Source organism: Halorubrum kocurii JCM 14978, from assembly GCF_000337355.1.
GTDB lineage: Archaea > Halobacteriota > Halobacteria > Halobacteriales > Haloferacaceae > Halorubrum > Halorubrum kocurii.
Genome location: NZ_AOJH01000018.1, coordinates 1 through 26358 on the forward strand (window position 1 = coordinate 1; position 26358 = coordinate 26358).

The 26358-nt window shown below is 70.4% G+C and carries 28 protein-coding genes and 1 tRNA gene; 15 read left to right on the forward strand and 14 right to left on the reverse strand.

Features of this window, described 5'->3' with window-relative positions:
- From C468_RS02005 to C468_RS02015, 3 genes are all read left to right on the forward strand, one after another.
- Positions 1-1208: excinuclease ABC subunit C (locus C468_RS02005; RefSeq protein ID WP_008847207.1), on the forward strand; the 1208-nt coding region annotated here is incomplete at its 5' end.
- A gap of 330 nt (positions 1209-1538) precedes the next feature.
- The gene (gene thpR / locus C468_RS02010; RefSeq protein WP_008847208.1) at positions 1539-2123 is read left to right on the forward strand and encodes an RNA 2',3'-cyclic phosphodiesterase; all 585 of its coding nucleotides are present in this window, start codon (positions 1539-1541) and stop codon (positions 2121-2123) included.
- Positions 2124-2213: 90 nt separating this feature from the next.
- The gene (locus C468_RS02015) at positions 2214-3509 is read left to right on the forward strand and encodes a HEAT repeat domain-containing protein (protein ID WP_008847209.1); all 1296 of its coding nucleotides are present in this window, start codon (positions 2214-2216) and stop codon (positions 3507-3509) included.
- A 33-nt stretch (positions 3510-3542) separates the two neighbouring features.
- On the opposite strand, the gene C468_RS02020 is transcribed toward C468_RS02015, so the two are convergent.
- Positions 3543-4373 carry a hypothetical protein gene (locus C468_RS02020; protein WP_049911895.1) on the reverse strand — a complete coding sequence of 277 codons (831 nt, stop codon included), beginning with the start codon at positions 4371-4373 and terminating at the stop codon, positions 3543-3545.
- A 65-nt stretch (positions 4374-4438) separates the two neighbouring features.
- On the reverse strand, positions 4439-5737 hold the full coding sequence (locus C468_RS02025) for a hemolysin family protein (RefSeq protein WP_008847211.1): 1299 nt from the start codon (positions 5735-5737) through the stop codon (positions 4439-4441).
- Positions 5738-6035: 298 nt separating this feature from the next.
- On the opposite strand from C468_RS02025, the gene serA reads away from it, so the two are divergent.
- Positions 6036-7640 carry a phosphoglycerate dehydrogenase gene (gene serA / locus C468_RS02030; protein ID WP_008847212.1) on the forward strand — a complete coding sequence of 535 codons (1605 nt, stop codon included), beginning with the start codon at positions 6036-6038 and terminating at the stop codon, positions 7638-7640.
- Positions 7641-7686: 46 nt separating this feature from the next.
- Here serA and thrC read toward each other — a convergent pair whose 3' ends face one another.
- The 4 genes from thrC to C468_RS02050 all read right to left on the reverse strand — a co-directional run bounded on the left by thrC (position 7687) and on the right by C468_RS02050 (position 10352).
- Positions 7687-8970: a threonine synthase gene (gene thrC, locus C468_RS02035; protein WP_008847213.1), complete on the reverse strand. Its 1284-nt coding sequence runs from the start codon at positions 8968-8970 to the stop codon at positions 7687-7689.
- 126 nt (positions 8971-9096) lie between these two features.
- Entirely contained in the window at positions 9097-9315 is a 219-nt protein-coding gene (locus C468_RS02040) for a DUF7569 family protein (protein WP_008847214.1), read from the reverse strand.
- Between the two features lie 60 nt (positions 9316-9375).
- Positions 9376-10053 (reverse strand): uracil phosphoribosyltransferase, encoded by a 678-nt coding sequence (upp, locus tag C468_RS02045; protein ID WP_008847215.1) that lies wholly within the window; start codon positions 10051-10053, stop codon positions 9376-9378.
- Positions 10054-10136: 83 nt separating this feature from the next.
- Complete coding sequence (locus C468_RS02050; RefSeq protein WP_008847216.1) at positions 10137-10352, reverse strand: hypothetical protein; 216 nt, start codon at positions 10350-10352, stop codon at positions 10137-10139.
- A gap of 58 nt (positions 10353-10410) precedes the next feature.
- Here C468_RS02050 and C468_RS02055 point away from each other — a divergent pair, with 58 nt between their 5' ends.
- Positions 10411-10737 (forward strand): hypothetical protein, encoded by a 327-nt coding sequence (locus C468_RS02055; RefSeq protein ID WP_008847217.1) that lies wholly within the window; start codon positions 10411-10413, stop codon positions 10735-10737.
- A 92-nt stretch (positions 10738-10829) separates the two neighbouring features.
- Entirely contained in the window at positions 10830-11069 is a 240-nt protein-coding gene (locus C468_RS02060; protein WP_008847218.1) for a hypothetical protein, read from the forward strand.
- 36 nt (positions 11070-11105) lie between these two features.
- On the opposite strand, the gene C468_RS02065 is transcribed toward C468_RS02060, so the two are convergent.
- Entirely contained in the window at positions 11106-12377 is a 1272-nt protein-coding gene (locus tag C468_RS02065; protein WP_008847219.1) for a CobW family GTP-binding protein, read from the reverse strand.
- Positions 12378-12531: 154 nt separating this feature from the next.
- Here C468_RS02065 and C468_RS02070 point away from each other — a divergent pair, with 154 nt between their 5' ends.
- The 4 genes from C468_RS02070 to C468_RS02085 all read left to right on the forward strand — a co-directional run bounded on the left by C468_RS02070 (position 12532) and on the right by C468_RS02085 (position 16226).
- Entirely contained in the window at positions 12532-12738 is a 207-nt protein-coding gene (locus C468_RS02070; protein WP_008847220.1) for a hypothetical protein, read from the forward strand.
- A gap of 61 nt (positions 12739-12799) precedes the next feature.
- Complete coding sequence (locus C468_RS02075) at positions 12800-13096, forward strand: hypothetical protein (RefSeq protein ID WP_008847221.1); 297 nt, start codon at positions 12800-12802, stop codon at positions 13094-13096.
- Positions 13096-14133 carry an ArsA family ATPase gene (locus C468_RS02080; protein ID WP_008847222.1) on the forward strand — a complete coding sequence of 346 codons (1038 nt, stop codon included), beginning with the start codon at positions 13096-13098 and terminating at the stop codon, positions 14131-14133. The genes C468_RS02075 and C468_RS02080 overlap by 1 nt, the downstream gene beginning before the upstream one ends.
- Positions 14134-14369: 236 nt before the next feature.
- On the forward strand, positions 14370-16226 hold the full coding sequence (locus C468_RS02085; RefSeq protein ID WP_008847223.1) for a carbon starvation CstA family protein: 1857 nt from the start codon (positions 14370-14372) through the stop codon (positions 16224-16226).
- Positions 16227-16288: 62 nt separating this feature from the next.
- Here C468_RS02085 and C468_RS02090 read toward each other — a convergent pair whose 3' ends face one another.
- Positions 16289-16963, reverse strand: coding sequence for a hypothetical protein (locus C468_RS02090; protein WP_008847224.1), 675 nt, complete (start codon positions 16961-16963; stop codon positions 16289-16291).
- A complete protein-coding gene (locus tag C468_RS02095) occupies positions 16956-17336 on the reverse strand; it encodes a cupin domain-containing protein (RefSeq protein WP_008847225.1) in 381 nt (126 codons plus the stop codon). The genes C468_RS02090 and C468_RS02095 overlap by 8 nt, the downstream gene beginning before the upstream one ends.
- Before the next feature lie 144 nt (positions 17337-17480).
- On the opposite strand from C468_RS02095, the gene C468_RS02100 reads away from it, so the two are divergent.
- The 4 genes from C468_RS02100 (at position 17481) to C468_RS02115 (ending at position 19313) form a co-directional block, all read left to right on the forward strand.
- Positions 17481-17714, forward strand: coding sequence for a hypothetical protein (locus C468_RS02100; RefSeq protein ID WP_008847226.1), 234 nt, complete (start codon positions 17481-17483; stop codon positions 17712-17714).
- A 55-nt stretch (positions 17715-17769) separates the two neighbouring features.
- Positions 17770-18456 carry a DUF5828 family protein gene (locus C468_RS02105; RefSeq protein WP_008847227.1) on the forward strand — a complete coding sequence of 229 codons (687 nt, stop codon included), beginning with the start codon at positions 17770-17772 and terminating at the stop codon, positions 18454-18456.
- Between the two features lie 48 nt (positions 18457-18504).
- Positions 18505-18747 carry a hypothetical protein gene (locus C468_RS02110; protein WP_008847228.1) on the forward strand — a complete coding sequence of 81 codons (243 nt, stop codon included), beginning with the start codon at positions 18505-18507 and terminating at the stop codon, positions 18745-18747.
- A 188-nt stretch (positions 18748-18935) separates the two neighbouring features.
- Complete coding sequence (locus C468_RS02115) at positions 18936-19313, forward strand: helix-turn-helix domain-containing protein (protein WP_008847229.1); 378 nt, start codon at positions 18936-18938, stop codon at positions 19311-19313.
- A gap of 11 nt (positions 19314-19324) precedes the next feature.
- Here the strand turns inward: C468_RS02115 and C468_RS02120 are convergent, their stop codons facing one another.
- Positions 19325-21439 carry a S9 family peptidase gene (locus C468_RS02120; protein ID WP_008847230.1) on the reverse strand — a complete coding sequence of 705 codons (2115 nt, stop codon included), beginning with the start codon at positions 21437-21439 and terminating at the stop codon, positions 19325-19327.
- Between the two features lie 69 nt (positions 21440-21508).
- A complete protein-coding gene (locus C468_RS02125) occupies positions 21509-22117 on the reverse strand; it encodes an IMP cyclohydrolase (protein ID WP_008847231.1) in 609 nt (202 codons plus the stop codon).
- A 190-nt stretch (positions 22118-22307) separates the two neighbouring features.
- Here C468_RS02125 and C468_RS02130 point away from each other — a divergent pair.
- A tRNA-Gln gene (locus C468_RS02130) sits at positions 22308-22380 on the forward strand.
- A 190-nt stretch (positions 22381-22570) separates the two neighbouring features.
- Here the strand turns inward: C468_RS02130 and cgi121 are convergent.
- From cgi121 to hisB, 3 genes are all read right to left on the reverse strand, one after another.
- Entirely contained in the window at positions 22571-23170 is a 600-nt protein-coding gene (gene cgi121 / locus C468_RS02135) for a KEOPS complex subunit Cgi121 (RefSeq protein ID WP_008847232.1), read from the reverse strand.
- The gene (locus C468_RS02140; protein ID WP_008847233.1) at positions 23167-25617 is read right to left on the reverse strand and encodes an ATP-dependent DNA helicase; all 2451 of its coding nucleotides are present in this window, start codon (positions 25615-25617) and stop codon (positions 23167-23169) included. Before C468_RS02140 ends, cgi121 begins: the two co-directional genes overlap by 4 nt.
- A 75-nt stretch (positions 25618-25692) precedes the next feature.
- On the reverse strand, positions 25693-26289 hold the full coding sequence (gene hisB / locus C468_RS02145) for an imidazoleglycerol-phosphate dehydratase HisB (protein WP_008847234.1): 597 nt from the start codon (positions 26287-26289) through the stop codon (positions 25693-25695).
- Between the last annotated feature and the right edge of the window lie 69 nt (positions 26290-26358).

Sequence of the window (26358 nt, forward strand, 5' to 3'; positions counted from 1 at the left end):
CGGCCGCCCGCCGGTTCTTCGAGGGCGAGACCGGCGTCCTCGCTGACCCGCTGCGACGGCGGATGGAGGCTGCCGCCGAGAGCGCGGAGTTCGAGCGCGCTGCGAACCTCCGAGACCGACTCGAGGCGGTCGAGGCGTTCCACGGCGAGGGCGGCGAAGCCGTGAGCGACCGCGCGGACGACCGGACCGTCGACGTGCTCGCGGCCGCCGTCGAGGGCGACACCGCCCGCGTCGCCCGGCTCCACAGCGAGCGCGGCCAACTGGTCGACCGGAGCCGCCACCGGTTGGACGCGGCGGCGGGGGACGAGAGAGAGGGGGACGCCGCTGGTGAGGACGCCAACACCCCCGCCGCGGTGCTGTCTGCGTTCCTCGCGCAGTACTACGCCGAGCGGGAGTTCCCGGACGCCGTCCTCTTGGCCGAGCGCCCCTCCGACCCGGACGTGGTCGACTGGCTGGAGGCGGAGGGGGTTTCGGTCCGCGTCCCCGGCGCGGGCCGCGAAGCCAAACTCGTCGAACTCGCGCTGAAGAACGCCCGCAAGCGCGGCGGCCGCGAGGACCCCGTCGGCGCGCTCGGCGAGCGGCTCGGGATCGACCGCCCCGCCCGGATCGAGGGGTTCGACGTGAGTCACGCGCAGGGGACCGCCGTCGTCGGCTCCGACGTGTGTTTCGTTGACGGGAGCGCGGAGACGAGCGATTACCGCCGGAAGAAGCTCACCGACCGCAACGACGACTACGCGAACATGCGCGAGCTGGTCCGGTGGCGCGCCGAGCGCGCGGTCGCCGGCGAGGACGACCGTCCCGACCCCGACCTCCTCCTGATCGACGGCGGCGAGGGCCAGCTCGGGGCCGCCCGCGACGCGCTCGCGGAGACCGGCTGGGACGCCCCCGTCGTCGCGCTCGCGAAGGCCGAGGAGCTCGTCGTCACCCCGAGCGGCACCCGCCGGTGGCCCGACGACGCCCCCGAACTTCACCTGCTCCAGCGCGTCCGCGACGAGGCGCACCGCTTCGCCGTCTCCTACCACCAGACCGTCCGCGACGAGGTCAAGACGGTCCTCGACGACGTGCCCGGCGTCGGCCCCCAGACCCGCCGCCGGCTCCTGCGGCGATTCGGCTCCGTCGAGAGCGTGCGCGAGGCCTCCCGCGACGACCTCACCGACGTCGACGGCGTCGGCGACGCGACCGCCGACACGCTCCGGGAACGTTTATAAATAAACGAGGCGGTCGGCGCGGGCCTGCGAGCGGCCGCCCGTGGCGGCCGCGAGTCAACNCGTGCGAGGTCGTCGGGCTTCGCCCGACTGCCAGAGGCGCGTCGCGCCTCGCTGTCGCCGGCGCTACGCGCCGGCTGCCAGAGGACCGAAAGTCCCTCGCTGGAGTCAGTCGTCCGAAGCAACGCGGAGGACGACTGACGAGGCTGGGGCGCTGGAGGTGTTCACCGTCGATCTCCAGTCGACCGCTTCTAACCGAGCGACCGGCACTTCGCGGATACCCTTCACAGCATCACCGATTTATACCCACTCTCCACCACATTCCCATTCGTCATGCGCGCGTTCTTCGCCGTCGACCTCCCGGACGACCTCGCCCCCCGTATCGCAGAGGCACAGGAGACGTTCGAGGGCGCCGAGGGCCTCCGATTCGTCGACCCCGAACAGGCGCACGTGACGCTGAAGTTTCTGGGCGAAATCGACGAATCGGCCACCGACGACGGCGAAAGCGACGCCCCCGCCCTCGATGACGTGCTCGCGGCCGGCGAGCGAGCGGTCGCTGCGGTCGACGTCGACCCCTTCGAGTGCGCAATCAGTGGATACGGCGTCTTTCCGAGCCTCGATTACATCTCGGTCGTCTGGGCCGGAATCGACGGGGGGAGCGCCGAGTTGACCGCGCTCCACGAGGCCCTCGAAGCCGAGACGACCGCGCTCGGCGTCGACCCCGAGGAGCACGAGTTCACGCCGCACGTCACGCTCGCCCGGATGAACGACGCCCGCGGGAAGGAGCTCGTTCAGGAGGCCGTCCGCGAGCGCGACCCCGCGATCGGCCGGTTCGAAGTCGACGCGGTCCACCTCGTCTCGTCGACGTTGACGAGCGACGGGCCGGCGTACGAGACCGTCGCGTCGTTCGGGTTGTAGTGCCTTCCCTAACGAACGTGAGTGCGAGATTCTCGCCCCTGATACTCGCGGGGGTATGTTTAATCGCGCCGGATTCCGACGACTCGACAGATGGCTGACGACTCGCGATCGGACCGGACCGGCGATGAGCGCCCGCAGGCGTTCGCCATGCTCGACGAGGGCAACGACGCGGCGACACGGCTGGAGGCTGTCGAGGCGCTCGGAAACCCGTCGAGTTCAATGGCGGGTGACGAGCGCCGGATCGCCGACCGACTGTTCCGCGTCGTGTTCACCGACGAGGACGCGACGGTCCGCGCGGCGGCGATCGACGCGCTGTACTTCCACGGCGACCGGTACATCGAGGAACTCGTCTCGCGGGTCGCGGCCGCGGTTCGGCGCCGCGACGGCGGCGACGTCGGCCCCGACGCCGTGTTCGTCCGATGGTTGACGAGCGGCCACGCAGCCTACCGAATGGTCGGCGCCACCGGGTTGGGTGCGGGTGTCGCTTCGGAGACGCGTGGCGCCTCGTCCGCAGCGGACTCCCCCGACACGACGGACGTCTCGACCGTAACGAACCGGCTTCGCGAGGCGTTCGAGGACGACGACGACCGGGTGCGTGCCCGGGCGGTGCGCTCGTACGCGACTCGCGGCGGCGAGGTGATCGACCCGGTTCGGCCGCTGTTGCGGGCGCCAAACCCGCTCGTTCGGCGCGCCGCCGTCGACGCGCTGGTGTCGATCGCCACGCCCGAGGCGACGGGTCTGCTGGCGACCGCGGCCGGCGACGGTGGCGACCGCCTCCGGAAAACCGTCGCCGAGCGGCTCTACGAACTGGACCGCCCGGAGTCGGTCAGTATCCTGATCGACGCGGTAGGGGACCCCTCGCTCCCAGTACGGCGCGCCGCGGCGGCCTCGCTGGCGCGACTCGCGGCCGAGGGTGATGCGGTCCGGGGCCGAGACGTCTGCGAGCGGCTGCTCACCGACCGACCGCTTTGGAGCGACGACGGGGGGATCGCGCGGCTGCTCTACGAGGTCGCGATGACCGACCGCCCTGACCGCGTCACCGCGGCGACCCAGCGCCACGCGATGTGGCTCTGCGGTGAACTCCTCGAGCGCGCCGACGCCCTCGACCGGCCCGCAGTCGCGTGGCTGCTCGACGCACTCGGGCACGACGACCCGTCCGTCGCCGACATCGCGGCCGCCTACCTGCCGCGGCTCGATGCGCCCGATCTCGAGCGGGAGGTCCGGGCGCTCGCCGGCGACCCCGACGGCGACTCGGACGCCCGGGAGCGTGCCCGGTCCGTCCTCCGGCGGCTCAAGCGGGAGACGGCGGCGTCGGCCGCGGACCGCTCGATCGAGTATGTCTACGTGAGGCGGCCGGCGGACTACACCGAGAAGCACGCGGAGTAGGCGGTCGCGTCGTCGGTCGGCGTCGCGACGCCGTCATCCTCGGCGTACGAACCGGCCGTCCTCCGCTGCGATCTTCAGATCGATCTCGTCGTCGAGGAAGTTCAGGACCGTCGAGACGTTCGGGTCCGCGTCGGCGTCGACGTACAGCTGGAGGACGCCCCCCTCGCCGTCCAGTCGGGCCGAAAGCATCCTGACGAAGTCGCAGGCGGTTCGGAGGTCGAACGACCGCACGATCTCGTGAAACACGCTCACTTCCAGCGAAATCGCGTCGCCCGCGACGCGGTTGGCGTCGATGATCCGTGACACGGTCTCGCCGACCTCGTCCGGCCCGAGCCGGGGGTCAAGTTCAACGACCTCGATGGGAATCTCGGAGAAGTCGAGGTCGGGGGCCGTCTCGAACGGGTACGCCTCGGTGCTGACGACGACGGTCCGGCGCGGCCACGCGTCCAGCTCCTCGTGAAGCAGCCGGACGGTTCGCTCCGGGTTCGCCGTGACCGCGATCACCAGGTCGCCGCCCGCGTGGAAGTGGGCGCGGAGCGCGTCGGCATCCGCGCTATTGACGGGCGCCGCGACCTGAACTGTCCCGTCCCACGAGACGCGGTCGCCGACGTGGGCGCCCTCCTCGATCAGGTCGGCGACGTGCTCGTGGAGGTGCGTCTTGAACTCTGCGACCGCGCCGTCGGTGTCGTAGGCCGTCTTCGCCGTCGCGCAGTACGGGCAGTCCCACGTCGTTCGGAAGTCAGACCGGGTGACGGCCTCGGAGTGGTGCGCCAACAGGTGGGCGCCGGTGACCTCTCGCATCGACGTCCGGTCCGACGTCCACGCGACGAACCCACACCGGTCGCACCCCCATCGAGCCATCATAGCTGAGAACGTATACCGTCAGATTCCGCCGGGCGAATATGTATGTTGTGCTATAGGAAACTGGTTCAGCTGGCGCCGTCGGTATCGTCCCCCGGAGCATGGTCCCGATCAGCGCCGATCCCCGGATGCTCGACCCGAACCCGGGTCACCCGCGTCGCGGTCGCGCCGGTGACGGTGAGCGTCACGTCGCCGAACGCGACGCGGTCGCCCTCGGCCGCGATCCGCCCCGTCCGCTGGGTGATCAGGCCCGCGACGGTCTCGACGCCCCCGTCGACCGGGAGGTCCAACCCGAGCGTCTCGTTGACGTGCGCGACGGTGGTCCACCCGCGGACGACGGCGGCGTCGGACGCCACCACGTCGACGTGGTCGGTCTCCCACCGCCCCACCAGCTCGCCGACGATCTCCTCGACGACGTCCGCCAGCGTGACGATCCCGACGACCGCGCCGAACTCGTCGACGACGACCGCCAGCCGCTCCCCGCTCGAGCGCAGCTCGGCGAACAGCTCGTCGACGGGCTGGGTCTCCGGGACGAACGTCGGCTCGCGGAGGACGCTCGCCAGCCGCTCGCCGCGCTCGCCGGCGCCGATGGCGTCGCGCACGTCGACGGTCCCGACCACGTCGTCGCGGTTCTCGCCGTAGACGGGCATGCGGGTGACGCCCTCCCGCCCGGCGGTCGAGAGGGCGTCGGCCGGGGTCGCGGTGTCCGGGAGCGCCACCATGTCGGTGCGGGGGACCATCACCGCGGAGACGCGGGTCGACTCCAGGTCGAGGACGCCGCGGATCATCGCTCCCTCCTCGGGGTCGATCGCCCCGGCGGCCTGTCCCGAGAGCACGAGCGTCTCGATCTCCTCTCGGGTGAGGTACGACTCGATGTCGGACTCGCCGCCCGTGAACCGGTTGACGACGCCGGAGAGCGCCTCGAAGACGTACAGCACCGGGCGGATGACGCGCTGGATCGCGACGACCGGCCGCGAGACCCGGAGCGCGTGGGTCTCGGCGTTCGCCACCGCGTAGGACTTCGGCGCGATCTCCCCGAACACGATGACGAACACGCTCGTGACGAGCGTCGACCCGGTCGCGGCCTGCCCCCCGGAGAACCCGAACCGGACGAACACGGCGGTCGCGACCGAGGCGGCCGCGATGTTGGCGACGTTGTTGCTCACGAGGGCGGTGACGAGGAAGCGGTGCGAGTCCTCCCGAAGCGCCGAGAGCGCCCGCGCGCCGGGCACGTCGGCGGCGAGCAGCGAGTCGACCCGGTGGGTCGGGACCGAGAAGACGGCCAGCTCCGAGCTGGAGAAGAAGGCGCTAATCCCCGTCAGTACGAGGATGGCGGCCACGCCGATGAGCGCGATCGTGACGTCCATGTGTGCACGTGCGGCCCTATATAAAAGGCAGTACCGCCGGGCGGCGCGGGCCGGGCTAGGGAGCCGGCGGTCGGACGGGCAGGCAGCTGTCGGACGGGCAGGCGGCGGTCGGTGAGTCGGCGGCCGAGCTGCGAGGAGGTCCCCGAGACCGACGACAGCCGGACCGCTATCGGTACCCACGAACGAGGTGTTTCCACCCGAAACGAAGGGGTTTGATACCCACTATTGTGGATCACACTGCCCGGCAAAACGGAGCGATGAGGAAAGGGTTAACCTCGCGCCGCCGGTGAAAACGCCCATGAAGGTACTCGTGACCGACCCCATCGCGGACGCGGGGTTGGACCGACTCCGAGACGCCGGCCACGAGGTCGTAACTGACTACGAGAGCGAGGGCGACGCCCTCCTCGACGCCGTGAGCGACGCCAACGCGCTGATCGTCCGCTCCGGCACCGACGTGAACGAGGCGGTCTTCGAGGCCGCCTCCGAGCTCGTCATCGTCGGGCGGGCCGGCATCGGGGTCGACAACATCGACATCGAGGCCGCCACCGACCACGGCGTCATCGTCGCCAACGCGCCCGAGGGGAACGTCCGGGCCGCCGCCGAGCACACGGTCGCGATGACGTTCGCCGTCGCGCGCTCCATCCCGCAGGCCCACGCCCGCCTCGTCGGCGGCGAGTGGGCGAAAGGCGAGTTCCTCGGCACCGAAGTGAACAACAAGACGCTCACCATCGTCGGGCTCGGCCGCGTCGGCCAGGAGGTCGCGAAGCGCCTCGACTCGCTCGGCATGGACCTGGTCGTCTACGACCCGTACATCTCCGAGGAGCGCGCCGACCGACTCGGCGCCGAGCTCGTCGAGGACCTCCACGAGGCGCTCGCGCGCGGCGACTTCGCGACGATCCACACCCCGCTCCTCCCCGAGACCGAGGGGATGATCGGCGAGGACGAGCTGGCCCAGTTGGAGGGCGGCTACCTGATCAACTGCGCCCGCGGCGGCATCGTCGACGAGGACGCGCTCGCGCAGGCGGTCGACGACGGCGTCCTCGCGGGCGCCGCGCTCGACTCCTTCGCCGAGGAGCCGCTCTCGCAGGACTCGCCGCTGCTCGACGTCGAGGAGATCGTCCTGACGCCGCACCTCGGTGCGTCGACGGAGGCCGCACAGGAGAACGTCGCGGTCGACACCGCGGAGGCGGTGCTCTCGGCGTTCGACGACGAGCCCGTGCTGACGGCGCTCAACGCGCCCTCCGTCGACGAGACCGCGTTCCCGCGGATCAAGCCGTACATCGCCGTGGCGGAGACCGCCGGCAAAGTCGCCGCGCAGCTGCTCGACGGCCGGATCACGGAAGTGGAAGCGACCTACGAGGGCGACATCGCCGAGGAGGACGTGGAGCTCGTCACCGCGAGCGCGCTGAAGGGCGTCTTCGAGCCGCTGGAGTGGCAGGTGAACTCGGTGAACGCGCCCCGGCTCGCCGACGAGCGCGGCATCGAGGTGACCGAGTCGAAGACCCGGCAGACCGACGACTTCCAGAGCCTCGTGCGCGTCACCGTCCACAACGGCGAGGACTCGATCGCGGTCGAGGGCACCCTTTTCGCGGGCGAGGACCCACGCATCGTCCGGATCGACGGGTTCCGCGTCGACGCGGTCCCGTACGGACACATGCTCGTCGCGCGCAACACGGACGAGCCCGGCGTCATCGGCCTCATCGGCACCGTGCTCGGCGACCACGATGTGAATATCGCCGGGATGTACAACGCCCGCGAGACGCAGGGCGGCGAGGCGCTCACCGTCTACAACCTCGACCAGGCTGTACCGGACGCCGCGATCGAGTCCCTGCTCGGCGACGACCGGATCGTCGAGGTCACCGAGATCACGCTGGACGACGCCGACGAGCGGAAGGCGGAGTAGCGGTTCGGTTCAGTTTTTAAACGCAGACGACCTGTTTCGCGGTGTTCTACCCGCGCACGTGGTCCAGCACCGCGTCCGCGTCGTTCGGAACGGGCTCGGGATCGCTGCCGACCTCGTAGGCGGCCTCGGGGTCCTTCAGGAGGTGCCCCGTCGTGAGACAGACGACCCGCTCGTCGTCGTCGACGACGCCGGAGCGTCGGAGCTTCTTCAGGCCGGCGAGGCTCGCCGCGGAGGCGGGCTCGACGCCGACGCCCTCGCTGGCGAGGTGGCGCTGCGCGGCCGTGATCTCGTCGTCGCTGACGGCGACGGCGGTGCCGCCGGTGTTGCGGATCCCGGGGATCGCCTTCGGCGCGTTGACCGGGTTGCCGATGCGGATCGCGGTCGCGCGCGTCTCGACCTCCTCCCACCGGCGGATCTCGTCGTTCCCCTCCTCTATCGCCTCGACCATCGGCGCGGCACCCTCGGCCTGCACGCCGGTCAGTTTCGGGACCTCGTCGACGTCCATCGCGCCCGCCTGAACGAGCTCGCGGAACCCCTTATAAAGGGCCGAGGTGTTACCCGCGTTGCCGACGGGGAGGACGATCCGGTCCGGGAAGACGCCGTAGTCGGCGTAGAACTCCTCTACGATCTCGAAGCCGATCGTCTTCTGGCCCTCCAGGCGGAACGGGTTCAGCGAGTTGAGCAGGTACGCCTCGCCGCGGGCGGCCAGGTCCTGCACGATGTCGAGGCAGGCGTCGAAGTTCCCGTCGACCTCCAGGATGCGAGCGCCGTGGAGGCTCGCCTGCGCGACCTTCCCGGCGGCGACCTTCCCCTGCGGGAGGAGCACGAGCGTCTGCATGTCGCCGCGTCCGCCGTAGGCGGCGAGCGCGGCCGAGGTGTTACCGGTGGAGGCGCACGCGAGCGCGCCGACGCCGAGCTCCTTGGCGACCCGGACGCCGACGGTCATCCCGCGGTCCTTGAACGAGCCGGTGGGGTTCATCCCCTCGTGTTTGATCCGGAGCGCGTCGACGCCCACCGCCTCCTCGATCCGCGGGACGCTGTGGAGCGGGGTGCCGCCCTCGGGGAGGGTGACGCCGAGGTCGAAGGGGAGCGCCTCGCGGTACCGCCAGACGCCGCGGTCGGGGCCGTCCGAGGGAGCGCCCGCGCCGAACTCGTCGAACGTCGGCGGGTCGTCGTACCGGACTTCGAGCAGGCCGTCGCACTCGTCGCAGGTGTACCGGACGTCTTCAAAGGGGGCGAACGTCTCGTCGCACTCGATGCAGGCGAGCCACGTCCCGTCGTCGGCGCAGTCGGGCGCCGCCGGCGTCGGGGCGTCGATGGCGAGATCCATTACGTCAGGGTGCGTTCCGCCGCGGCTTAAGACGGGCGGTCGGGACGGACGTTGCCGTGCGGCCGAGAAGCGCGGCCGGGACGGACGTTGCCGTGCGGCCGAGAAGCGCGGCCGGGTCCCCGCCCCTCAGTCGACGATGATCTCCGAGGTGTCGCCGTCGGCGTCGCTCGGCCCCGACCCCAGCCGGTCCTGATAGCGCTGGATCCAGTCGGCGAAGCAGTCGGGGCAGAGCCGCTGGGTGTCGATGTTCGCTCGGTCGACGCTCAGCCGGACGACGCGCGCGAGCGCGTCCGTGGTGGGGTCGCCGCAGCCGTCGCAGGGCTCGGTCGTCGGCGCGTCGCTCATACCGTATCGGTCGCGCGGGCGGCTCTTAAAAGTACGTCGGCGGTCGTCGCGGCGAGCGCCTCACACCGTCCGGAACGCGCGGTCGCCCGCGTCGCCGAGCCCGGGGAGGATGAACCCGTCGTCGTCGAGGCGATCGTCGATGGCGACCGTTAGCAGGTCGGCCTGGGGGACGGACTCGCTCACGCGCACGAGCCCCTCGGGCGCGGAGACCGCCGAGAGGACGAACAGGTCCTCGAACTCGTCGGCCTCGTCGAGGACGTGGTCGAGGACGGCGCACATCGTCGAGCCGGTGGCGAGCATCGGGTCCGCGACGATCACGGTGTCCTTGGGCCGGATCTCGGGGAGCTTCACGTAGTCGATGGTGATCGGGAACTCGCCGTCGTCGGTCATCCCGGCCTCCTCGTCGCGGCCGGCGGAGATGACGCCCTGTTTCGCGCGCGGGAACGCCTTGAGGAGCCCCTCGACGAACGGGGTGGCCGCCCGGAGCACGTTGATGATGACCACGTCGTCGAGCCCCTTCACGCGCTCGCCGGTCGTCGCCTCTAGGGGCGTCTCGACCGGGACGTACTCGGTCTCCATCGCCCCGTCGATGATCTCGTAGCCGCAGATCCGGCCGAGCTTCACGAGCCCCTTCCGGAACGCGACCTGCTCGGTCTCGACGTCGCGGAGCCGCGAGAGGGTATCCTTCGCCAGCGCGTGCGTGATGAGGTGTGCATCGTCCCGGTCTTCGATCGTCATTGTCGGGAGAAGCGCCGCGTTCGAGTTAAAAGATGGCGAAACGCGCCGGTTCGTGGGGGTGCTCGGTCGGCGGCGCGACCGACTCACCGTAGCACCGCGACGTACGTCACCCCGAAGATGACCACCGCGAGCGTCGCCACGTTTACCGCTGTGAGCGCGGCCGCCCCGAGCCGGTCGAGTCCCCAGACGACGACCCACGCGAACCACCCGGACAGGACCGCGTTCAACAGGAGGACCAGCCGGGGGTCGCCCTTCGACTCCTCAACCCCCTCGCGGATCCCCTTCGGCTCCTCGCTCATAGAAATTCCCGCGGGAGACCGCCACTTAGCTCTTGTCCGTGCGGCTCGTACGGCCCCCATGAGAGTCGAGTTGCGTGTTCACAACCGACACGGTGACCGGGTCGATCCCGTCCCCTTCCTCGTCACCGCCGGGCTGGCATTCACCTTCGCGCTCTCGTTCGGTCCGATCTACGGCCTCTCGTACGGTCTCACGCTCCCGACGTCGCTCGCGCTGTCGACGCTGGCGTTCGCGGTCGCGACCGCGCTCGCCTACCAGCAGCTCGTTCGCTGCGCCCCGCCGCTCGACGCCGGCCCGCTCCCGCCGGGACCGCGGGTCGAGCGGCTGCTGTACGCGGGCGCGGGCCTCGGCGTCCTCATCGTCGCGCTCACCGTGCCGCTGCTCTGATCTCCTCCCTCGACGACCGAGCGACGCCGCGGCTGTGCGTCGTGGTCACACACCACCGGGAGACTCAATTGGCGCACTCCGAACGACCGATCATGGGTCTCCTTGGCACAATAGCCGACGCCCTGGAGGGATCGACGCAGCGCGCGCCCGGGAACGCCGGCGACGACGGCTCCGAGGGCTCGTACTGGTGTGACGACTGCGGCGTCCGGGTCCGAGACGTCGAGGTCGACGCGGAAGGACTGGACCGCGACGGCGACGGCACGCCCGCGTGTCCCGACTGCGGCGAGTCGATGCAGTTCGAGCGCGCGAGCGGTTCGGGCTGCGCCTGCTGAGGTCGACGCCTGCGCTCCGACGGTGAGCCTCTCGACTCAGGGCTCGCGCAGCGCCAGCTCCTCGCCTTGTTCTGTTGGGAACGGGAACTCCTCGCCCGTCTCGGTCGCCGCGCTCGCTCCGTCGGGCTCCTCCCCGAACGCCGCCCACTCCGCGTCCGTGACGAGCACGTCGTCGAGCCGCTCGCGGATCGCCGCCTCGTCGATCCCCGTGCCGATGACGACGAGTTCGGTCCGGCGGTCGCCGTGCTCGTCGTCCCAGTCGAGGTCCGGGCGGTTCGAGCGCAGCATGTCGCGCTCGACCGCGGGGAGGCTCGCGATCCACGGCCCGAGCGCCGCGACTCGCACCGACCGCCCGGCCTGCCCGATCCGCTGGCGCTGGTCCGTGCCGGCGACCCACAGCGTGCCCTTGGAGCGAACCACGTCGTCCGGGAGGTCGCGGAGGAGCGCGGCGAGCCGCTCCGGGTGGAACGGTCGCCGGCGGCGGTAGGTGAACGAAGTGACGCCGTACACCTCGTCGGGGTGGCGGTGAGCGTGATCGCCGTGGGCGTGGCCGTCCTCGCCGTGGGCGTGGTCGCCGTCGCCCGAATCGGCCTCCGCCAGCGCGCGCTTCCAGCCGGGGAGGTCGCCGAGCTCCCGCTCGTCGAACAGCCCGACGTCGAGAATGCGGTCGGGATCGACCGCGGAGAACTCGGTGACGACCGTCTCCGCGTCCGGCTGGAGCGCGCCCACGAGCTCGACGGCTTCGTCGATCTCCGCGTCGGTGCAGAGGTCGGCCTTGTTGCAGACCACGAGGTTGGAGACCTCGACCTGCTCGACCAGGAGGTCCGAGAGCGGGCGGGCCTCCCCGTCGTCGTCCGCGGCGACGCGACGCTCGGGCGCCTCGTCCCCGGCGAAGGCGTCGAGGAACCGCCGCGTGTCGATCACGGTCACCAGCGCGTCGACGCGATAGCGGGCCGCTGCGCGGGACTCGGTCGTGAACAGGCGCGCGACGGGTGCGGGCTCGGAGATGCCCGACGACTCGACGACTAGGGCGTCGAAGGAGCGCTCGTTCGCGAGCCGGACCACGGCGCTTTCGAGGTCGTCCTGCAGCTCACAGCAGATGCAGCCGTTCGACAGCTCCGTGACGCCCTCCACGTCGACCTCGGACTCCTCGGCGATCAGCTCGGCGTCGACGTTGACGTCCCCCATGTCGTTGACGAGCACCGCGACGTCGCGGTCGCCGGCGTTCCGCAGCAGGTGGTTCAACAGGGTCGTCTTGCCGGCGCCGAGGCTTCCCGAGAGCACGGTCACCGGGATCCGATCGTCCATGGGAGCGATCCGTCGGCGGCGCCCTTCAACTCGGCGGCGCCCTCCACCTCGGCGGCGCCCTCCACCTCGGCGGCGGTACGGCCCCGGAAGACCGCGCAGGGCCCGCCCGTCGAAAGCCGATACGTTGATACGTCGCGCCCGCCGACCGCGCATCATGTTCCAGTACGTGTCCGCAGTGGGGATCGTCGCGACGGTCGTGACCCTCCTCATGGTCATCGCGATGCTGTACCTCGTCTTGGGCGCGCTCGGTGACAGCGTCCACACGCCGACCCCCGACAACGGCGATCAGCCGGAGCTCGACGAGGGCGACGACGCGGACGAGAGCCAAGCCGAACTCGCCGCCGACCGCAACTCGGCCTGATCGACGCGACGGCCTGCGGGCCCGCGACAGCTTTTACCGGGCCCGGGTATCACGATGGATCATGACGGTCGCAGACCGGATCGCGGCGTTTCGAGCGACTCTCGAGGAGTGGCTTCGCGGCCTGTACCACGGCATGATAACCCATCCCGCCTACGAGAAGATCGAGAAAGAGGCGGAGGACGCGGAAGACGAGTTCATGCTCGCGTGTTTCCCCGACGCGTTCGGGATCCCCTCGCCGGTCTCGTACTACACCGCCGAGCTGCTCCCGTACCTCGAAGACGAGTTTGAGGCGTGGGAGCGGCGGCTGTGGGACCGCGAGAGCCTCATCGAACGAAAGGGCCAGCAGTACCACTTCTGATGGAGCAGTTCGTCTTTTTCGGCGGGAAGGGCGGCGTCGGGAAAACCACCGTCTCGTGCGCGTACGCGCACCGCTGTGCGGACGCGGGGTTACGCACGCTCGTCGTCTCGACTGACCCCGCGCATTCGGTGTCCGACGTGTTCGACCAGCGGTTCGGCGACGACCCGGAGCCGGTCGACGGCGTCGACGGGCTCGACGCGATGGAGATCGACCCCGAAGACGAGATGCAGCGGCACCTCCAGGAGATCCGCGAGGGGCTCTCCGAGCAGGTGTCGGCGGCGATGGTCTCCGAGATCAACCGGCAGTTGGAGATGTCACACGGGACGCCGGGCGCGTACGAGGCCGCCCTCTTCGACGCCTTCGTGAGTGTGATGCGCGAGGAGCGCGACTCGTACGACCGCATCGTCTTTGACACCGCGCCGACCGGGTCGACGCTGCGGCTGCTCGGGCTCCCGGGGTTCCTCGGCGACTGGATCGACCGCCTGCTGTACAAGCGCAAGCAGTCGATCGACCTCTTCGAGAAGGCCGCGATCGGCGACATGGAGCCGCGGCGCCTGATGGAGGGCGACCCCGTCTTGGAACGCCTCCAGCGCCGCAAGGAGTTCTTCGAGTTCGCCGGCGACACGATGCGGTCCGACGCCGCCTTCTTCCTCGTGTTGAACCCCGACCAGCTGTCGGTCAACGAGACCGGGCGGGCGATCGAGGGGTTCACCGAGCGCGACCTGCGCGTCCGCGGGCTCGTCGCGAACAAGCTCACCCCGCCGCCGGACGACGACGAGGAGGGCCGCGGGGCCAGCTACCTCCGCGAGAAGATCGCGATCGAGCGCGAGCGGCTCGATCAGGTCCGCGAGCAGTTCGAGCCGCCGCTGGTCGCCGAGATCGAGTCGCGGACGCGGGAGGTCCGCGGCGACGTGCTCTCGGAGGTCGCGGCCGCGCTCGACGTCGAGACGATCGGCGATGAGAGCGGTCGAAGCGACGAGCCCGCCGGAAACGGCTCCGCTCGAGGCGACGACGACCCCGTGTCCGCCGACCGATGACTCCCCGACGTTTTAACTAAGATCGAGACCACGTGAGGCCTCAGCGCGGGCGGACCGCGACCGCGCGCGATACCACCTGCTATTTGTCGAGCTGTATTTTATATTCAAATACTGGAAATAAACCCTCCCCGACCGCGCAAAACCGCGTTCATACGGGGCGTTCCCTCGCATATATCACTATTGAAGATAATGTTTAAGTGATCGATAGTGAATCGTTCCCACGAGGCAGGGAACCTATGACAAGTGTAATTTGGATCGTCGTTGCTGTGCTCGGCACGTTCACCGTGGGGTATATGGGGTACTCGCGGTACCTCTCGCAGTTCGTCGACCTCGACGACGAGCGGGAGACGCCGGCGCACAAGTACGAGGACGGACAGGAGTACGTACCGTCGAAGAAGCCGGTACTACTGGGGCATCACTTCTCGAGCATCGCGGGCGGGGCGCCGATCGTCGGCCCGATCACCGCGGGGGCCATCTGGGGATGGGTCCCGGCGCTGCTGTGGGTCGCCATCGGAAACCCGCTGATGGGCGCGGTCCACGACTTCATCTCGCTGTCGAGTTCGATCCGCCACGAGGGGCGGTCGATCGGGTACATCGTCGGCCAGTACGTCGGCGAACGCGGCAAGAACCTGTTGCTGTGGTTCGCGTTCCTCACGATCATCCTCGTCGTCGCCGTGTTCGCATTGGTCGTCGGGATCGTGCTGAACGCGTTCCCCTCGGCGGCGACCGCGAGCCTCGTGTACATCGCGCTCGCGGTCGTGTTCGGCGTCTACCTCTACCAGCTCGACGGGCCGTTCATCCCCGGGACCGTCCTGTTCGTCGCCGGCGTGTTCGCGGGCGTCTGGGTCGGCATCCAGTACCCGTTCGCGTTCTTCTCGCTGGCGGGCGAGGCCTCTCACACCGCGGGCACGTTCGTCCTCTTCGAGGGGAGCACGGGCTCGTGGGTGCCCGGTGCGGGCGCGCTCGGCGGCAACACGGCCGCCTGGGTACCCGTCATCCTGATATACGCGGTGATCGCCAGCGCGCTCCCGGTCTGGACGTTGTTGCAGCCGCGCGACTACCTCTCGTCGTTCCTGCTGTACGCGGGCGTCGGCGGTGCGCTGGTGGCGATCATCGTGGGTACGATCTTCGGGACCGCCTCGCAGCCGCTCGTCGTCGACAGCAGTATCCAGCCGTTCCAGGGGTTCATGGGGGTCGACAGCCGGGCGCCGTACCCGCTGTTCCCCATGCTGTTCGTGACGATCGCCTGCGGGACCATCAGCGGCTTCCACTCGCTGGTCTCCTCGGGGACGACGGCCAAACAGCTGAACAAGGAAAGCGACGCTCGGCTCATCGGCTACGGCGGCATGCTCGGTGAGGGCCTGCTCGCCGCGACGGCGCTGTCCGCGCTCGCCATCGCCGGGTTCGCATCCGACGCTGCGGCCGGCGGTATCGGCGGTGCGCTGCCGAACTTCGCGACCGGCGGCGGGATCATCCTCACGAGCCTCAACATTCCCGCCGCGTACGGCGCCCCCTTCATGGCGCTTGTTCTCGTGAGCTTCCTGCTCACCTCCACGGACACGGCCGCGCGGCTCGGCCGCTACATGATGGAGGAAATCGTCGGCACGAAGGGGACCCAGAGCGAGACCGGCTTCGGCGGCGGCATCGGTTCGTTTGCCCGCGGTCGATACACGAATCCGGTCGTTCAGGGGCTGATCGCGTACGCGCTGGTCATCTCCGGCGAGTGGGCGACCCTGTGGGCGCTGTTCGGGAGCGCGAATCAGCTGCTCGCTGCGCTCGCGCTGCTCACCGGGACGGTCTGGCTCGCCAACTGGGACGAGACGAAACAGCTCGTTAGCACGGGCGTGCCGATGGCCATCATGGTCGTCATCACCGTGATCGCCCTGGCGTTCCTGGCGGGGTATCAGTGGTTCTTCGTCAACCTTGTTCAGGGCGGCGTCACCGGGATCGGCGGCCAGATCTCGATGATCGTCCGCATCGTGCTCGCGGCTGTGCTCGTCTACCTCGCGCTGTCGCTCGTGCGCATCGGCTACGACAACATCACGAGCGTCCGCGGCGGCGACCGCTCCGTCGCGGAACCGAGCGACGACTGACGTAGACGACCACCCCCGCCTCCGCGCCCTCGCCGGTCATTCCTTCGGTGACGCGCCGACGCTCACCGCCAAAACCGCTTCGCGAACCTGGAGAGGATCCCGTCGTCCGGCCTCTCGACCGGCTCCCACAGCCGGAACGCCTCGGCGCTGCTCGCGGCCTCGCTGGCGACGAGCCGCTCACCGTCGGGCGCGACGACGACCAGGTTCACCTCGTAGTGGCCGTAGTAGCCGAACTTCAGCAGCGTGCGGTCGCGGAACCCGTCGACGAACTCGGCGACGGCCTCCGGGATCCGGTCGGCGGCGAGGACGACCGTGATGTCGGTGCCGTAGTGCTGTTCGTCCCCCTCGACGCGCTCGTCGGCGACGCCGTGGGCGAATTCGACCAGCCGCTCCAGCTCGCCCACGCCCGGCGTCGAGACGCGCCGAGCGAAGACGTACTCCATCAGGTCGTGGTCCGCGTAGCTCAGGGCGGGATGGAGGAACTGCTTCTGGTTCCGCACCCGCATCTCGGCGGTGAGATCGAAGCGCTCGCCGTCGACGACGACGTCGCGGTCGAGGTCGTAGCTGTACATCAGCCGGTCGGAGACGCGGTCGAGGTACTCGTCGTCGTAGTCGGGGACCGCCTCGCGGATCTCGGCCGGCAGCTCCTCGGGGTCGCGGCGGTCGTCCGCTCCCGCCGGGGTCGCGGCGTCGGCGCCGGCCTCGTCGTCGGCCTCCGGGCCGGCTCGCTCACTCATCGTCCGGGTCGTAGGCGACCGCGTCGCCGTCGGCCGGCGGCGCGCCGATCGCGAGCACGGTCACCGCGCCGTCCGCCTCCGCGGGATTGTACGCCCGCTGGGGGCTCTCGGGGTCGACGACGAACAGGTCGTCCGCGGGCACTTCGTAGGTCTCGTCGGGGGTCTCGACCGCGAGGGTCCCGTCGAGTACGTAGAACGCCTCCCGCTGGGTCTCGTGGTAGTGGTACGCGAGCGGGAGCTGCTCGCCCGGCCCGGCGCGGAACCGATTGATCGCCACGGTGTCGAGCCCGCCCGGACCGGAGAGCTTCCGACACTCGCAGGGGCGGTCGGAGGTCGGCTCCACCGAGTCCGTGTCGACGACGCGGTATCCCATGTTAACCCGTTCCACGGAGCGATTGAAAAGTTCATCGGGCCGGCGTCCGTCGGTTCTGTGACCCGCGAACGACGGAAAAACACCGTAGCGGCGCTAACGCCGGGTTTTAACACTATCAAGCACGATCGTTCGGTAGGGATACAGATGTCCGACGAGGAGACCAAAGCGGAAGCGTGCGGACGGTGTTCGATGTCGACCGTCGTGGGCGCGGTGAACGACGGCAAGAGTCCGGAAGAGCGCGCCGAGCGCGACCCGTTCGCGGGCGATCGGATCGAGGTCGACGAGTCGTCGATCCGGCGGGTGTCGCCGGCGGGGCTCCTCAGCGACCTGAAAGATCGGATCGACGCGCTCGGCCGCCGGCTCTCGTACGGGAAGTAGCGGCTCACGCGGTCGGGGAAACTTATACGCGTTCGTGTCATAGCGGGGGCAAACGATGGAAGAGAGTATCTCCGGCTTCAAAACGCGCGGGGACTGGGGCGACGTTGTCGAGCACGGCGAGCGGATCGCCTTGGCGCTCCGAGAGACGGGCGCCGCCGACGACCCGTTCCACGAGTTCGACGACTGGCGCCCGAAGTCCCACGAGCGCATCGACGAGGACGTGTCGGCGAAGACCGCCGAGCAGGCCTCCGTCGGTGAGGGCGAAGGCGAACAGGCCGGGAAGTCGCCCGGCGACGACCTCCAAACGGCCGGTGAGAAGCTCACCGAGTCCTACGAGAAGGTCGAGGAGAACGACACCGAGAGCGCGGTGGAGCGGTGGGGCGAGTCGATCGGCCACGTCGCGCGCGCCGCCGACTCGGCGAGCCGCAAGGCGCTCCGGAAGGTGGAGGACACCGTCTACCGGAAGGTGATGACCCAGATGGCGCCGTACTACTTCGACAACGAACTCGTCAGCGCCAACATCCAGGAGGTCGGTCGCGGGGAGGACGGCGAGACGTTCGTCTTCGAAGTGAACGTCAACGACGACGAGCTGAAAGACGAGGTGAGCGACATCCTCGCCGAGTACGAGTCCGAGATCGACCGCTGGCACGTCGAGACCGAGAAGCGCACCGACGACGTCGCCGCCGCCGAGGGGGTCGAGCCGCCGGAGAAGGAGGGCGGCCCGGACTCGACGATGACGTGAGCCCGGCGGGACGCACGGTTTTAATTCGACGACACGCGAAGGAGGCGTATGGCCGAGGTACTCCGGGTCGAGGCCGGCGAGCTCTCGCTCGACGAGATCATCGACGCGCTCAACGACGGCCGCCGGATCCTCGTCGACGTCGAGGTCGCCGGCGGGCGCCACGAGGTCGTGCTCCGCTACGACGGCGAGACGTACCACTGCGACACGCCCACGAACCTCCACCGCCACACGGACGAGACCGAGATGCGCGGCTGTATCGACCGAATGGGGTACGCAGACCCCGACCGCTGAACGCCGTCCTCCCCGCTCGCCCGAGGCCCCTCGCTCGCACCGCTCACCCCACACCGCTCACTCCACGCCCCTCGCTCGCACCGCTCACCCCACACCGCTCACTCCACTCCCCGCGCCGCCCCGCTCGCCCCGCGCCCCCCGCCGGCTGCGATGACGACTTTTAACCCGAACGCCGCCGAACGGCGTCCATGAGCGACCCCGAGATCGAGGACCTCGTCGGCGACGTGTCTCCCTCCTTCGAGCACGTGCTCTCCTGCGTGTTCGGCGTCCGGGACCACGAGAGCCGCACGTACCTGACGCTGCTCGATCACCCGGGGAGCACTGTCGCCGAACTGGCCGAGACCCTCGACCGGGACCGGTCGAACGTGAACCGCTCGCTGTCGACGCTGCGCGAGAAGGGGCTCGTCGAGCGCCGCCGCCGGCTGCTCGACTCGGGCGGGTACGTCTACCAGTACACCGCGATTCCGGTCCCGGAGGCGAAGGAGCGCCTTCACGACGCCTTAGACGAGTGGGTCGAGGGCGTCCACGCCGCGATCGACGGGTTCGACCCGGACGACGGCGAGTAGCCCGGGGTCGTTCACTCCTCGCCCGCTCCGTCCGCTTCTCTCTCCCCTTCGCCGGCGCTCAACCCCGCCTCGTCGGGGCGGTCGAGCGCGCGTGGCTCGTCGTGGTGCTCGGAGTAGCCGTCGAACCAGCGGGCGATCCGCTCGATGCGGTCGACGACGTGAGCCGGCTCGCCGGACCGCGAGAGCTCGTGGCCCTCGCGGGGGTAGCGCACGAACCGCGTGTCGACGCCGTTTTTCCGGAGGAGCCGGTGGTATAGCTCCGCGGTGCAGATCGGCGTTCGGGTGTCGTCCTCGGCGTGGATCAGCAGCGTCGGGGTGTCGACCGCGTCGGCGTGGCCGGTCGGCGACTGCTCCCACAGCCACGCCGGCTCGTCGGCGGGGACGGCGTCGAAGTCGCCCTCGACGAGCTTGTACGCGGCGTCGGTCGAGCCGTAGAACCCGGTGAGATCGTACACGCCGCGCTGTGAGACGGCCGCGCGGAAGTAGTCGGTCTGCCCCACCGTCCACGCGGTCATGAACCCGCCGAAGGAGCCGCCGGTGACGAAGGCGTTCGCCTCGTCGACGTACGGACGCTCCGAGACCGTCTCCACGCCGGCCATCACGTCCGCAAGGGTGACCGCGCCCCAGTCGCGCTCGATCGCCTGCATGAACTCCTCGCCGTAGCCGGTCGAGCCGCGCGGGTTCGACCAGAAGACGACGTACCCGCGGGCCGCGAGCGTCTGGAACTCGTGCCACATCGTCCCCGCCGTTGACCACATCGCGTGGGGACCGCCGTGGATCTCGACCGCGAGGGGGAACTGGTTTCCAGCGTCACCGTCCGGATCGAACCCCGGCGGCGCCAACACCCACCCCTGTATCTCCGTCCCGTCCGACTCGACCCGTATCTCCTCGGGCTCCGCGATCTCGCGCTCTGCGAGGTACTCCGCGTTCAGATCGGTCAGTCGCGACGTCTCGTCGTCCCCGGCGTCGTAGACGAAGGCGTCGCCCGGGTGGTCCCACTCGCTGGCGGCGAACGCGACGGTCACCTCGCCCGGGCCGGCGCCCGCGTCACCGCCGACGGTCCCACCCGCCACCGTCCCGGGCCGACAGAGCCGCTCGGGCGCCGCGCTTCCGTCGCCGGGGACGTGCCACAGCGCCGTCTTCCCCTCGTCGGGAGTCGCGAAGTACAGCGTCGCGTCGTCGGGGCCCCACTGTGGGGCGATCGCGCGACCGACACCCCGGTCGAGTGCCGCCGTGAGGTCGGTCACCGCGCCGCTCTCGCGGTCGAGCACGCGCAGGTCCGTCTGCTGCATGGAGACCCGCTCCGCCTCCGCGTGAGTGAACGCGACTCGGTCGTCGCCGGTCGCCGCGAGCGCGGCGCCCCAGCCGGTCGTCTCGTGGACCGCCTCGGTCTCGCCGGTCGCGAAGTCGTGCGCGCGGATCGCGATCTCGACCGAGTCGTCGGGGTCGTCGCCGACCTCCTCAGTGAAGTAGAGCGTCTCCGCGTCCCCCCACTCCGGCGCCACGAAGTCGGCGTCGCCGTCGGTGACGCGCTCGACTCCGGCGGCCGGGTCGCTCCCCGTCGCACCGTCGACCGCCGCGTCGGCGTCCACGACGTAGACGTGCGACCGCCGGCCGTCGACGTAGCGCTGTCCGGTCCGGTAGACGGTTCGGTCGACGACGCGCGGGTCGGGGTGGTCCTCCGGCTCGTACTCCTCGGGGACCGACAGGTCTCTGTCGGCCTCGCGGTCGTCGGCCGTCACCGACTGCACGAAGGCGAGCCGCTCCCCGTCCGGCGACCACGCGATCTCGGAGACGCCGCCGACGGCGTCGGTGAGCCGCCGGGCCTCGCCGCCCGCGAGCGGGAGCACCCAGAGCTGCTGGCGGTCGTCGTCGGCCCCCCGCGTGGCGGTGAACGCGATCCGGTCCCCGGAGGGGCTCCAGCGCGGCTCCGCGTCGGTCCCCTCGGCGAGCGTGAGTCGGTGCGGGTCGCCGCCGTCGCGGTCGGCGAGGTACACCGTCGACTCGGTGGTCTCGTCGTCGACCGGCTCCCGGCGGAGGAAGGCGACGCGGTCGCCGTCGGGGGAGAGCCGCGGGTCCGCGGGCTTCGCGATGTCGTGGTAGTCGGCCGCAGTGACGCGCTCCATGTCCGCGTGTCGCCCGCCGGCCGCAAAAGGCGTCGGGAGCCGGAAAAGCGGCACCCCCTGGAAACTCGCTCAGTCCGCGTCGTTATCGAACGCCAGCGTCGCGCCGTCGTCCCCGACGGTCGCGCCCGCGGCGCACACGGGGTGTTCGAAGTCCGCGTCGAGGACCTCCGTCGCGGCCGCCGCGGCGTCCGGGGTCTCGGCGTCCGCTGCCGCGAGGGCGTACGGCTCGGGGCTGTCGGTCTCGTAGGTGGCGACGATCGTCGGCTCGTCGACCGCCTCGACGACGAGGCCGTCCCGGCGGACGACTCCGATCGTCGCGGTCTCGGCGCCGACGACGCCGGCGATCCGGGGCGTGTCGTAGTCGTCCTTCTCGAAGTCGAGCGCGAGCAGGGGCGTCGCCAGCGCGTCGCGGGCGGGGTACCCGAGGTCGAGCTTCTCCGCGATCGGGTCGACGTGCGAACCGTTACCGACGACGGCGAGCGGCTCGTCGGCGGGCGTCCGGACCGCGCGCGCGCAGTTGTACGAGACGTACGGGTTGTCCGTCTCCGGGGCGTCGGGCGTCGGGCCGACCGTGAGCGTCCCGCCCCGATCGGTCACGCGGCGGTTCGGGAACGAGCGCGAGGAGACGCGATAGGCGCCGATACCGGGAGCGACGACGACGAATCGTCCGACGTACATACAGGTTCGTGGTTATTCGACCCGCTAAAACGCATCGATATACGCACGTTCGTCGATCGGTCTCGCGCGCCGGCTCCTAGCAGACCGCCTCGCACCTCCCGCCCCGCTCCCGAACGCCTGTGAACGCGTGGCAGAGGGGACTCGACGCGCAACGCTTACAAAGACCCGTTGGCAATCAGAGAGTGCACACAGTCCATTGGGGTAGTGGCCAATCCTGTTGCCTTCTGGGGGCAACGACCCTGGTTCGAATCCAGGATGGACTATTCTCGCGGTTCGATTCGGTCCGTGCCGGCCGGTCTTCGTTGGAGCCACGACCCGCCCTCCGCCGAACCCGCGCTTCGATTCTCTGGGACTCGCGACCCGCGGCCTGTCGACGCCCTCCCGTTCGCGTTTCGACTGGAACGAAAACCCCGTCACGTACTGCGTTTTCCAATCGAAGCAAAGGGGTTCGATCTACTTTTCGACGTCGAGGAGCGCGACCCGTTCGCGGACGATGTCGGCGAGGTTCCCGGCCGTCGCGGCCACCTCGCGGTCGCCGATGCCGTAGAACTCTCGCACGCGCTCCGCGTCGAAGGACGGGTCGAACTCCCGGTTTCCTCCGGGATCCGTCCCCGACGCGAGCAGGTCCGCGACCGACGCGGCGGCCGTATCGAGGTCCGCGTCCGGCCGTTCCGCGCCCGGAACCGCACCGAAGTCCGCGACGAGGACGACCGTCCGCTGCCGTCCCTCTTCGACGCCGAGCGCGAACGCGCGGTCGATCTGACGGCTGCCGGCCGCGTACAGCATGACTTCGACGCCCGGGTCGCGGGCAACGGCGTCGTCGCGGGCGATCGCGCGGGCGGCGAGGCGGGTCGCCTCGCGGAGGTGCGCGGCCGAGACGATCAGGTCCGCGTCGAACGCCTGCACGACCGCGCCCGTCTCCGCCGCGATCCCGTCGAGGGCAGAGAGGAACGCGTCGAGGTCGTCGATGGCGGCGGTCCCCGCGACCAGTCGGTGTGGCGGGATCGGCGGGTCGGCGGGCCCGTCGCCCGCCCCGGCGCCGGCGTCGCTCATCGGAAATCACCCAGGCTCGCCTGCCCGTCGCCGTCCTCGTCGCTCGCCGATCCGGCGGTGGCGGCCGCGGAGGCCGACTTGTCCGGCCGCACGTCGTCCATCGAGGGGTCCTCGCGCCCCGCGTGCTCGAGGATGCGTTCGGCCGTGCGCTCCCGGCCGCGGAGCGCGCCGAGCACGACCGCCTTGTCGGCCTCGCGCAGGTCGGCGCGAGTCTCGACGCCAGCCTCGTACAGCCGGCGGGCGCGCTTCCGGCCGACGTTGCGGACGCCCGCCAGGTCGAGCAGCTCCTCGCGGACGCCGTACTCGATGCGCTTCCGGGCTTCGCGGACCGCGACGACGACGTCGCCGTCGACCCCCTCCACGTCGCGCGCGAGGGTCTCGGCCGCTCGCAGCAGCCACTCGGCGGTGTCGACCTTTCCGCGGATGTCGCCCGGGCCGACGCCGTACCGCTCCGTGATGCGGTCCTCGTCGACCTCGTTCGCCCAGTCCTCCAACAGGCGGGCCGTCTTCAGCGACGCGAGCCAGTCCTCGAAGCGCACGTCCTCGTACTCGGAGGGCACGTCGCCGAGGAACTCCGTCTCGCGCTCGTAGCAGAGCTCGGTGTACGTCTCGCGGTCCCCCGACTTCAGGTAGAGCTCGTACATGTCGGGGGTGCGGCTGACGAGGTGGTAGAGCCCGAGCGGGGTGACCTCGGGGGGATCCGTCGGCTCTTTGTCGGTCCCCTCTTGCTCGACCGAGTCCTCCTCCCCGGGCCGCGTGTACGTCCCGAATCCGGGCTCGTCGCCGTCGTCGTCGCCGGTCCTGACGAACTCCCCGGTCGCTTCCCCGGCGGCCGCGCCCGTGCCGGCAGCGTCGCGAGCGACCGACCGGAGCCCGTCGATCATCTCCGCGGCGCTCATCGGGTCGAGGTAGAGCCGCGAGACGGTGTGGCCGATGCCGGTCGCGGTCAGGCTCTCGCTCCCGCCGTCGCGGTCGCGCTCGATGAAGTCGTTGACGGCGAGGTAGTCGAGGACGGTGTCGGTGACCGCCGCGAGCCGCCCCTCGTCGTCGGTCTGGGTCGCGTAGAGGGTGTTGTCGAGGAAGGAGAGGAGCCCGTCGCGCGTGGAGGCGAAGCCGGAGGCGACGGTGGCGAGCACGTGGGTCCGGAGCGCGGGCTCGGCCGCGAGCTTCGAGCGCACCGGCTCGGGGTCGGCCCAGAGGTACCGCTCGAACAGCTCCTCTTTGGTGTCGGCGTCGTTCGCGAGCAGGACCGCCTCGCCGTACGGGTCGAGGCCGGGTCGTCCGGCGCGCCCGCACATCTGGTGGACTTCCAGCACGTCGAGCGGCTTCATGCCGCCGAACTCCCCGTCGTAGCGGCGCCAGTCGCGGACGATCACCCGCCGGGCGGGGGTGTTGACCCCGGCGGCGAGCGTGGGCGTCGCGGAGATGCACTTGATGAGGCGGTCGCGGAACGCGTCCTCGACGCGGGCGCGGTCCTCGCTTCGAAGCCCCGCGTGGTGGAACGCCGACCCCTGTTCGACCGCGTCCGCGAGGTCCGAGGCGGTGTCGGTGTCGGAGCCGGACCGGATCTCGTCGGCGAGCTCGCGGAGCGTATCGCGCTCGTCGTCGGTGAGCCGGGACCCGGTCACGTCGGTGAGCTTCCGAGCCGACGACTCGGCGTTGCGCCGGGAGTTGACGAAGACGAGCGAGGAGCCGCCCTGGCCGTCCTCCTCGGTGTCGAGCGCGTCGGCGACGAGCCGGGCGGTCTGGTCCTCGCCGCGCTCGACGGGCACCTCGCGCTTGCTCCCGTCGACGAAGTCGACGGCGTTGCCGAAGTGGACACCCATCCGGAGGTCGATGGGACGCCAGTCCGACTCGACCAGCTCGGCGTCGAGCCACTCGGCGATCACGTCGGCGTTGCCGACGGTCGCCGAGAGCGCGACCGTCTGGAGGCCGGGATTCACCTTCCGGAGCTTCGCGAGGGTCACTTCGAGCGTGGGGCCGCGGTTCGGGTCGTCGACCAGGTGGACCTCGTCGCTCACGACGCAGGTGAGGTCGTCGATCCACGGGGCACCGTTGCGGATCAGCGAGTCGACCTTCTCGGAGGTGGCGACGATGATATCGCGGGTGGCGAGCCACTCGCCGTCGGAGTCGTAGTTGCCGGTGGAGACGCCGACGGTGACGCCGAACTCCTCCCAGCGCTCGAACTCGGTCTTCTTCTCGCTGGCGAGCGCGCGCAGCGGGACGATATATAAGGCCTTGCCGCCGCGCTCGACCGCGGAGAGCATGGCGAGCTCGGCGATCAGCGTCTTGCCGGACGCGGTGGGGACCGCGGCGACGAGGCTTTCGCCGTCGGCGACGCCGGCCTCGACGGCGGCCTCCTGCGGGGGGTACAGCTCCGCGACGCCCTCCGCTTCGAGCGCCTCGCCGACGCCCGCGGGGAGCCCGGAGAGCGAACTCGGTTGCATTGGTGGAGGGTGGGTCCCGACCCGATTTAAACCGTTGGAACGGCGTTGTGGGCGGCTCGGTGGCCGTCTCCCCGCCTACAGCTCTCCCTTCGTGCTCGGCGTGTCGCTGCGGCGCCCGTCGAGCCGGGTCGCGTCGTCGAGCGCCCGCGCGAGCGCCTTGAACAGGGCCTCCACCTCGTGGTGGGCGTTGTCGCCCGTCTCGACCGCGGCGTGGAGCGTCAGACCGGCGTTGTGCGCCAACGACAGCGCGAAGTGGTCGGCCATCACGCTCGTGAACTCGCCGACCGACTCCTGGGAGAACTCGCCGGAGAACTCGTAGTACGGTCGGCCCGCCACGTCGACGACGACGCTCGCGACCGCCTCGTCGAGGGGGACCCGTCGGTCGGCGTACCGGCGGATGCCGCGCTTGTCGCCGAGCGCCTCGTCGAACGCCTCGCCGAGGCAGATCGCCACGTCCTCGACCGTGTGGTGGTCGTCGATCTCGAGGTCGCCGTCGCAGCTGACGGTGAGATCGAAGAGGCCGTGCTTGGCGAACGACGACAGCATGTGGTCGAAGAAGCCGATCCCGGTGTCGACCTCGCTGTCGCCGTCGCCGTCGATCGCGAGGGTGAGGTCGATCGTCGTCTCGCTGGTCTCCCGCGAGACGGCGGCCGCGCGCTCGTGGTCGCTCATACCGGCCCGTCGCGGGGGATTCGTAAGTCGGTTGCGGGTGTGGCGGGCGATCTCCCCCGGTCGGCGGTG

Coding starts and splice junctions, on each gene's coding strand:
- thpR (WP_008847208.1), top strand. CDS start 1,539: ATGCGCGCGTTCTTCGCCGTCGACCTCCCGGACGACCTCGCCCCCCGT.
- C468_RS02015 (WP_008847209.1), top strand. CDS start 2,214: ATGGCTGACGACTCGCGATCGGACCGGACCGGCGATGAGCGCCCGCAG.
- C468_RS02020 (WP_049911895.1), bottom strand. CDS start 4,373: ATGATGGCTCGATGGGGGTGCGACCGGTGTGGGTTCGTCGCGTGGACG.
- C468_RS02025 (WP_008847211.1), bottom strand. CDS start 5,737: ATGGACGTCACGATCGCGCTCATCGGCGTGGCCGCCATCCTCGTACTG.
- serA (WP_008847212.1), top strand. CDS start 6,036: ATGAAGGTACTCGTGACCGACCCCATCGCGGACGCGGGGTTGGACCGA.
- thrC (WP_008847213.1), bottom strand. CDS start 8,970: ATGGATCTCGCCATCGACGCCCCGACGCCGGCGGCGCCCGACTGCGCC.
- C468_RS02040 (WP_008847214.1), bottom strand. CDS start 9,315: ATGAGCGACGCGCCGACGACCGAGCCCTGCGACGGCTGCGGCGACCCC.
- upp (WP_008847215.1), bottom strand. CDS start 10,053: ATGACGATCGAAGACCGGGACGATGCACACCTCATCACGCACGCGCTG.
- C468_RS02050 (WP_008847216.1), bottom strand. CDS start 10,352: ATGAGCGAGGAGCCGAAGGGGATCCGCGAGGGGGTTGAGGAGTCGAAG.
- C468_RS02055 (WP_008847217.1), top strand. CDS start 10,411: ATGAGAGTCGAGTTGCGTGTTCACAACCGACACGGTGACCGGGTCGAT.
- C468_RS02060 (WP_008847218.1), top strand. CDS start 10,830: ATGGGTCTCCTTGGCACAATAGCCGACGCCCTGGAGGGATCGACGCAG.
- C468_RS02065 (WP_008847219.1), bottom strand. CDS start 12,377: ATGGACGATCGGATCCCGGTGACCGTGCTCTCGGGAAGCCTCGGCGCC.
- C468_RS02070 (WP_008847220.1), top strand. CDS start 12,532: ATGTTCCAGTACGTGTCCGCAGTGGGGATCGTCGCGACGGTCGTGACC.
- C468_RS02075 (WP_008847221.1), top strand. CDS start 12,800: ATGACGGTCGCAGACCGGATCGCGGCGTTTCGAGCGACTCTCGAGGAG.
- C468_RS02080 (WP_008847222.1), top strand. CDS start 13,096: ATGGAGCAGTTCGTCTTTTTCGGCGGGAAGGGCGGCGTCGGGAAAACC.
- C468_RS02085 (WP_008847223.1), top strand. CDS start 14,370: ATGACAAGTGTAATTTGGATCGTCGTTGCTGTGCTCGGCACGTTCACC.
- C468_RS02090 (WP_008847224.1), bottom strand. CDS start 16,963: ATGAGTGAGCGAGCCGGCCCGGAGGCCGACGACGAGGCCGGCGCCGAC.
- C468_RS02095 (WP_008847225.1), bottom strand. CDS start 17,336: ATGGGATACCGCGTCGTCGACACGGACTCGGTGGAGCCGACCTCCGAC.
- C468_RS02100 (WP_008847226.1), top strand. CDS start 17,481: ATGTCCGACGAGGAGACCAAAGCGGAAGCGTGCGGACGGTGTTCGATG.
- C468_RS02105 (WP_008847227.1), top strand. CDS start 17,770: ATGGAAGAGAGTATCTCCGGCTTCAAAACGCGCGGGGACTGGGGCGAC.
- C468_RS02110 (WP_008847228.1), top strand. CDS start 18,505: ATGGCCGAGGTACTCCGGGTCGAGGCCGGCGAGCTCTCGCTCGACGAG.
- C468_RS02115 (WP_008847229.1), top strand. CDS start 18,936: ATGAGCGACCCCGAGATCGAGGACCTCGTCGGCGACGTGTCTCCCTCC.
- C468_RS02120 (WP_008847230.1), bottom strand. CDS start 21,439: ATGGAGCGCGTCACTGCGGCCGACTACCACGACATCGCGAAGCCCGCG.
- C468_RS02125 (WP_008847231.1), bottom strand. CDS start 22,117: ATGTACGTCGGACGATTCGTCGTCGTCGCTCCCGGTATCGGCGCCTAT.
- cgi121 (WP_008847232.1), bottom strand. CDS start 23,170: ATGAGCGACGCCGGCGCCGGGGCGGGCGACGGGCCCGCCGACCCGCCG.
- C468_RS02140 (WP_008847233.1), bottom strand. CDS start 25,617: ATGCAACCGAGTTCGCTCTCCGGGCTCCCCGCGGGCGTCGGCGAGGCG.
- hisB (WP_008847234.1), bottom strand. CDS start 26,289: ATGAGCGACCACGAGCGCGCGGCCGCCGTCTCGCGGGAGACCAGCGAG.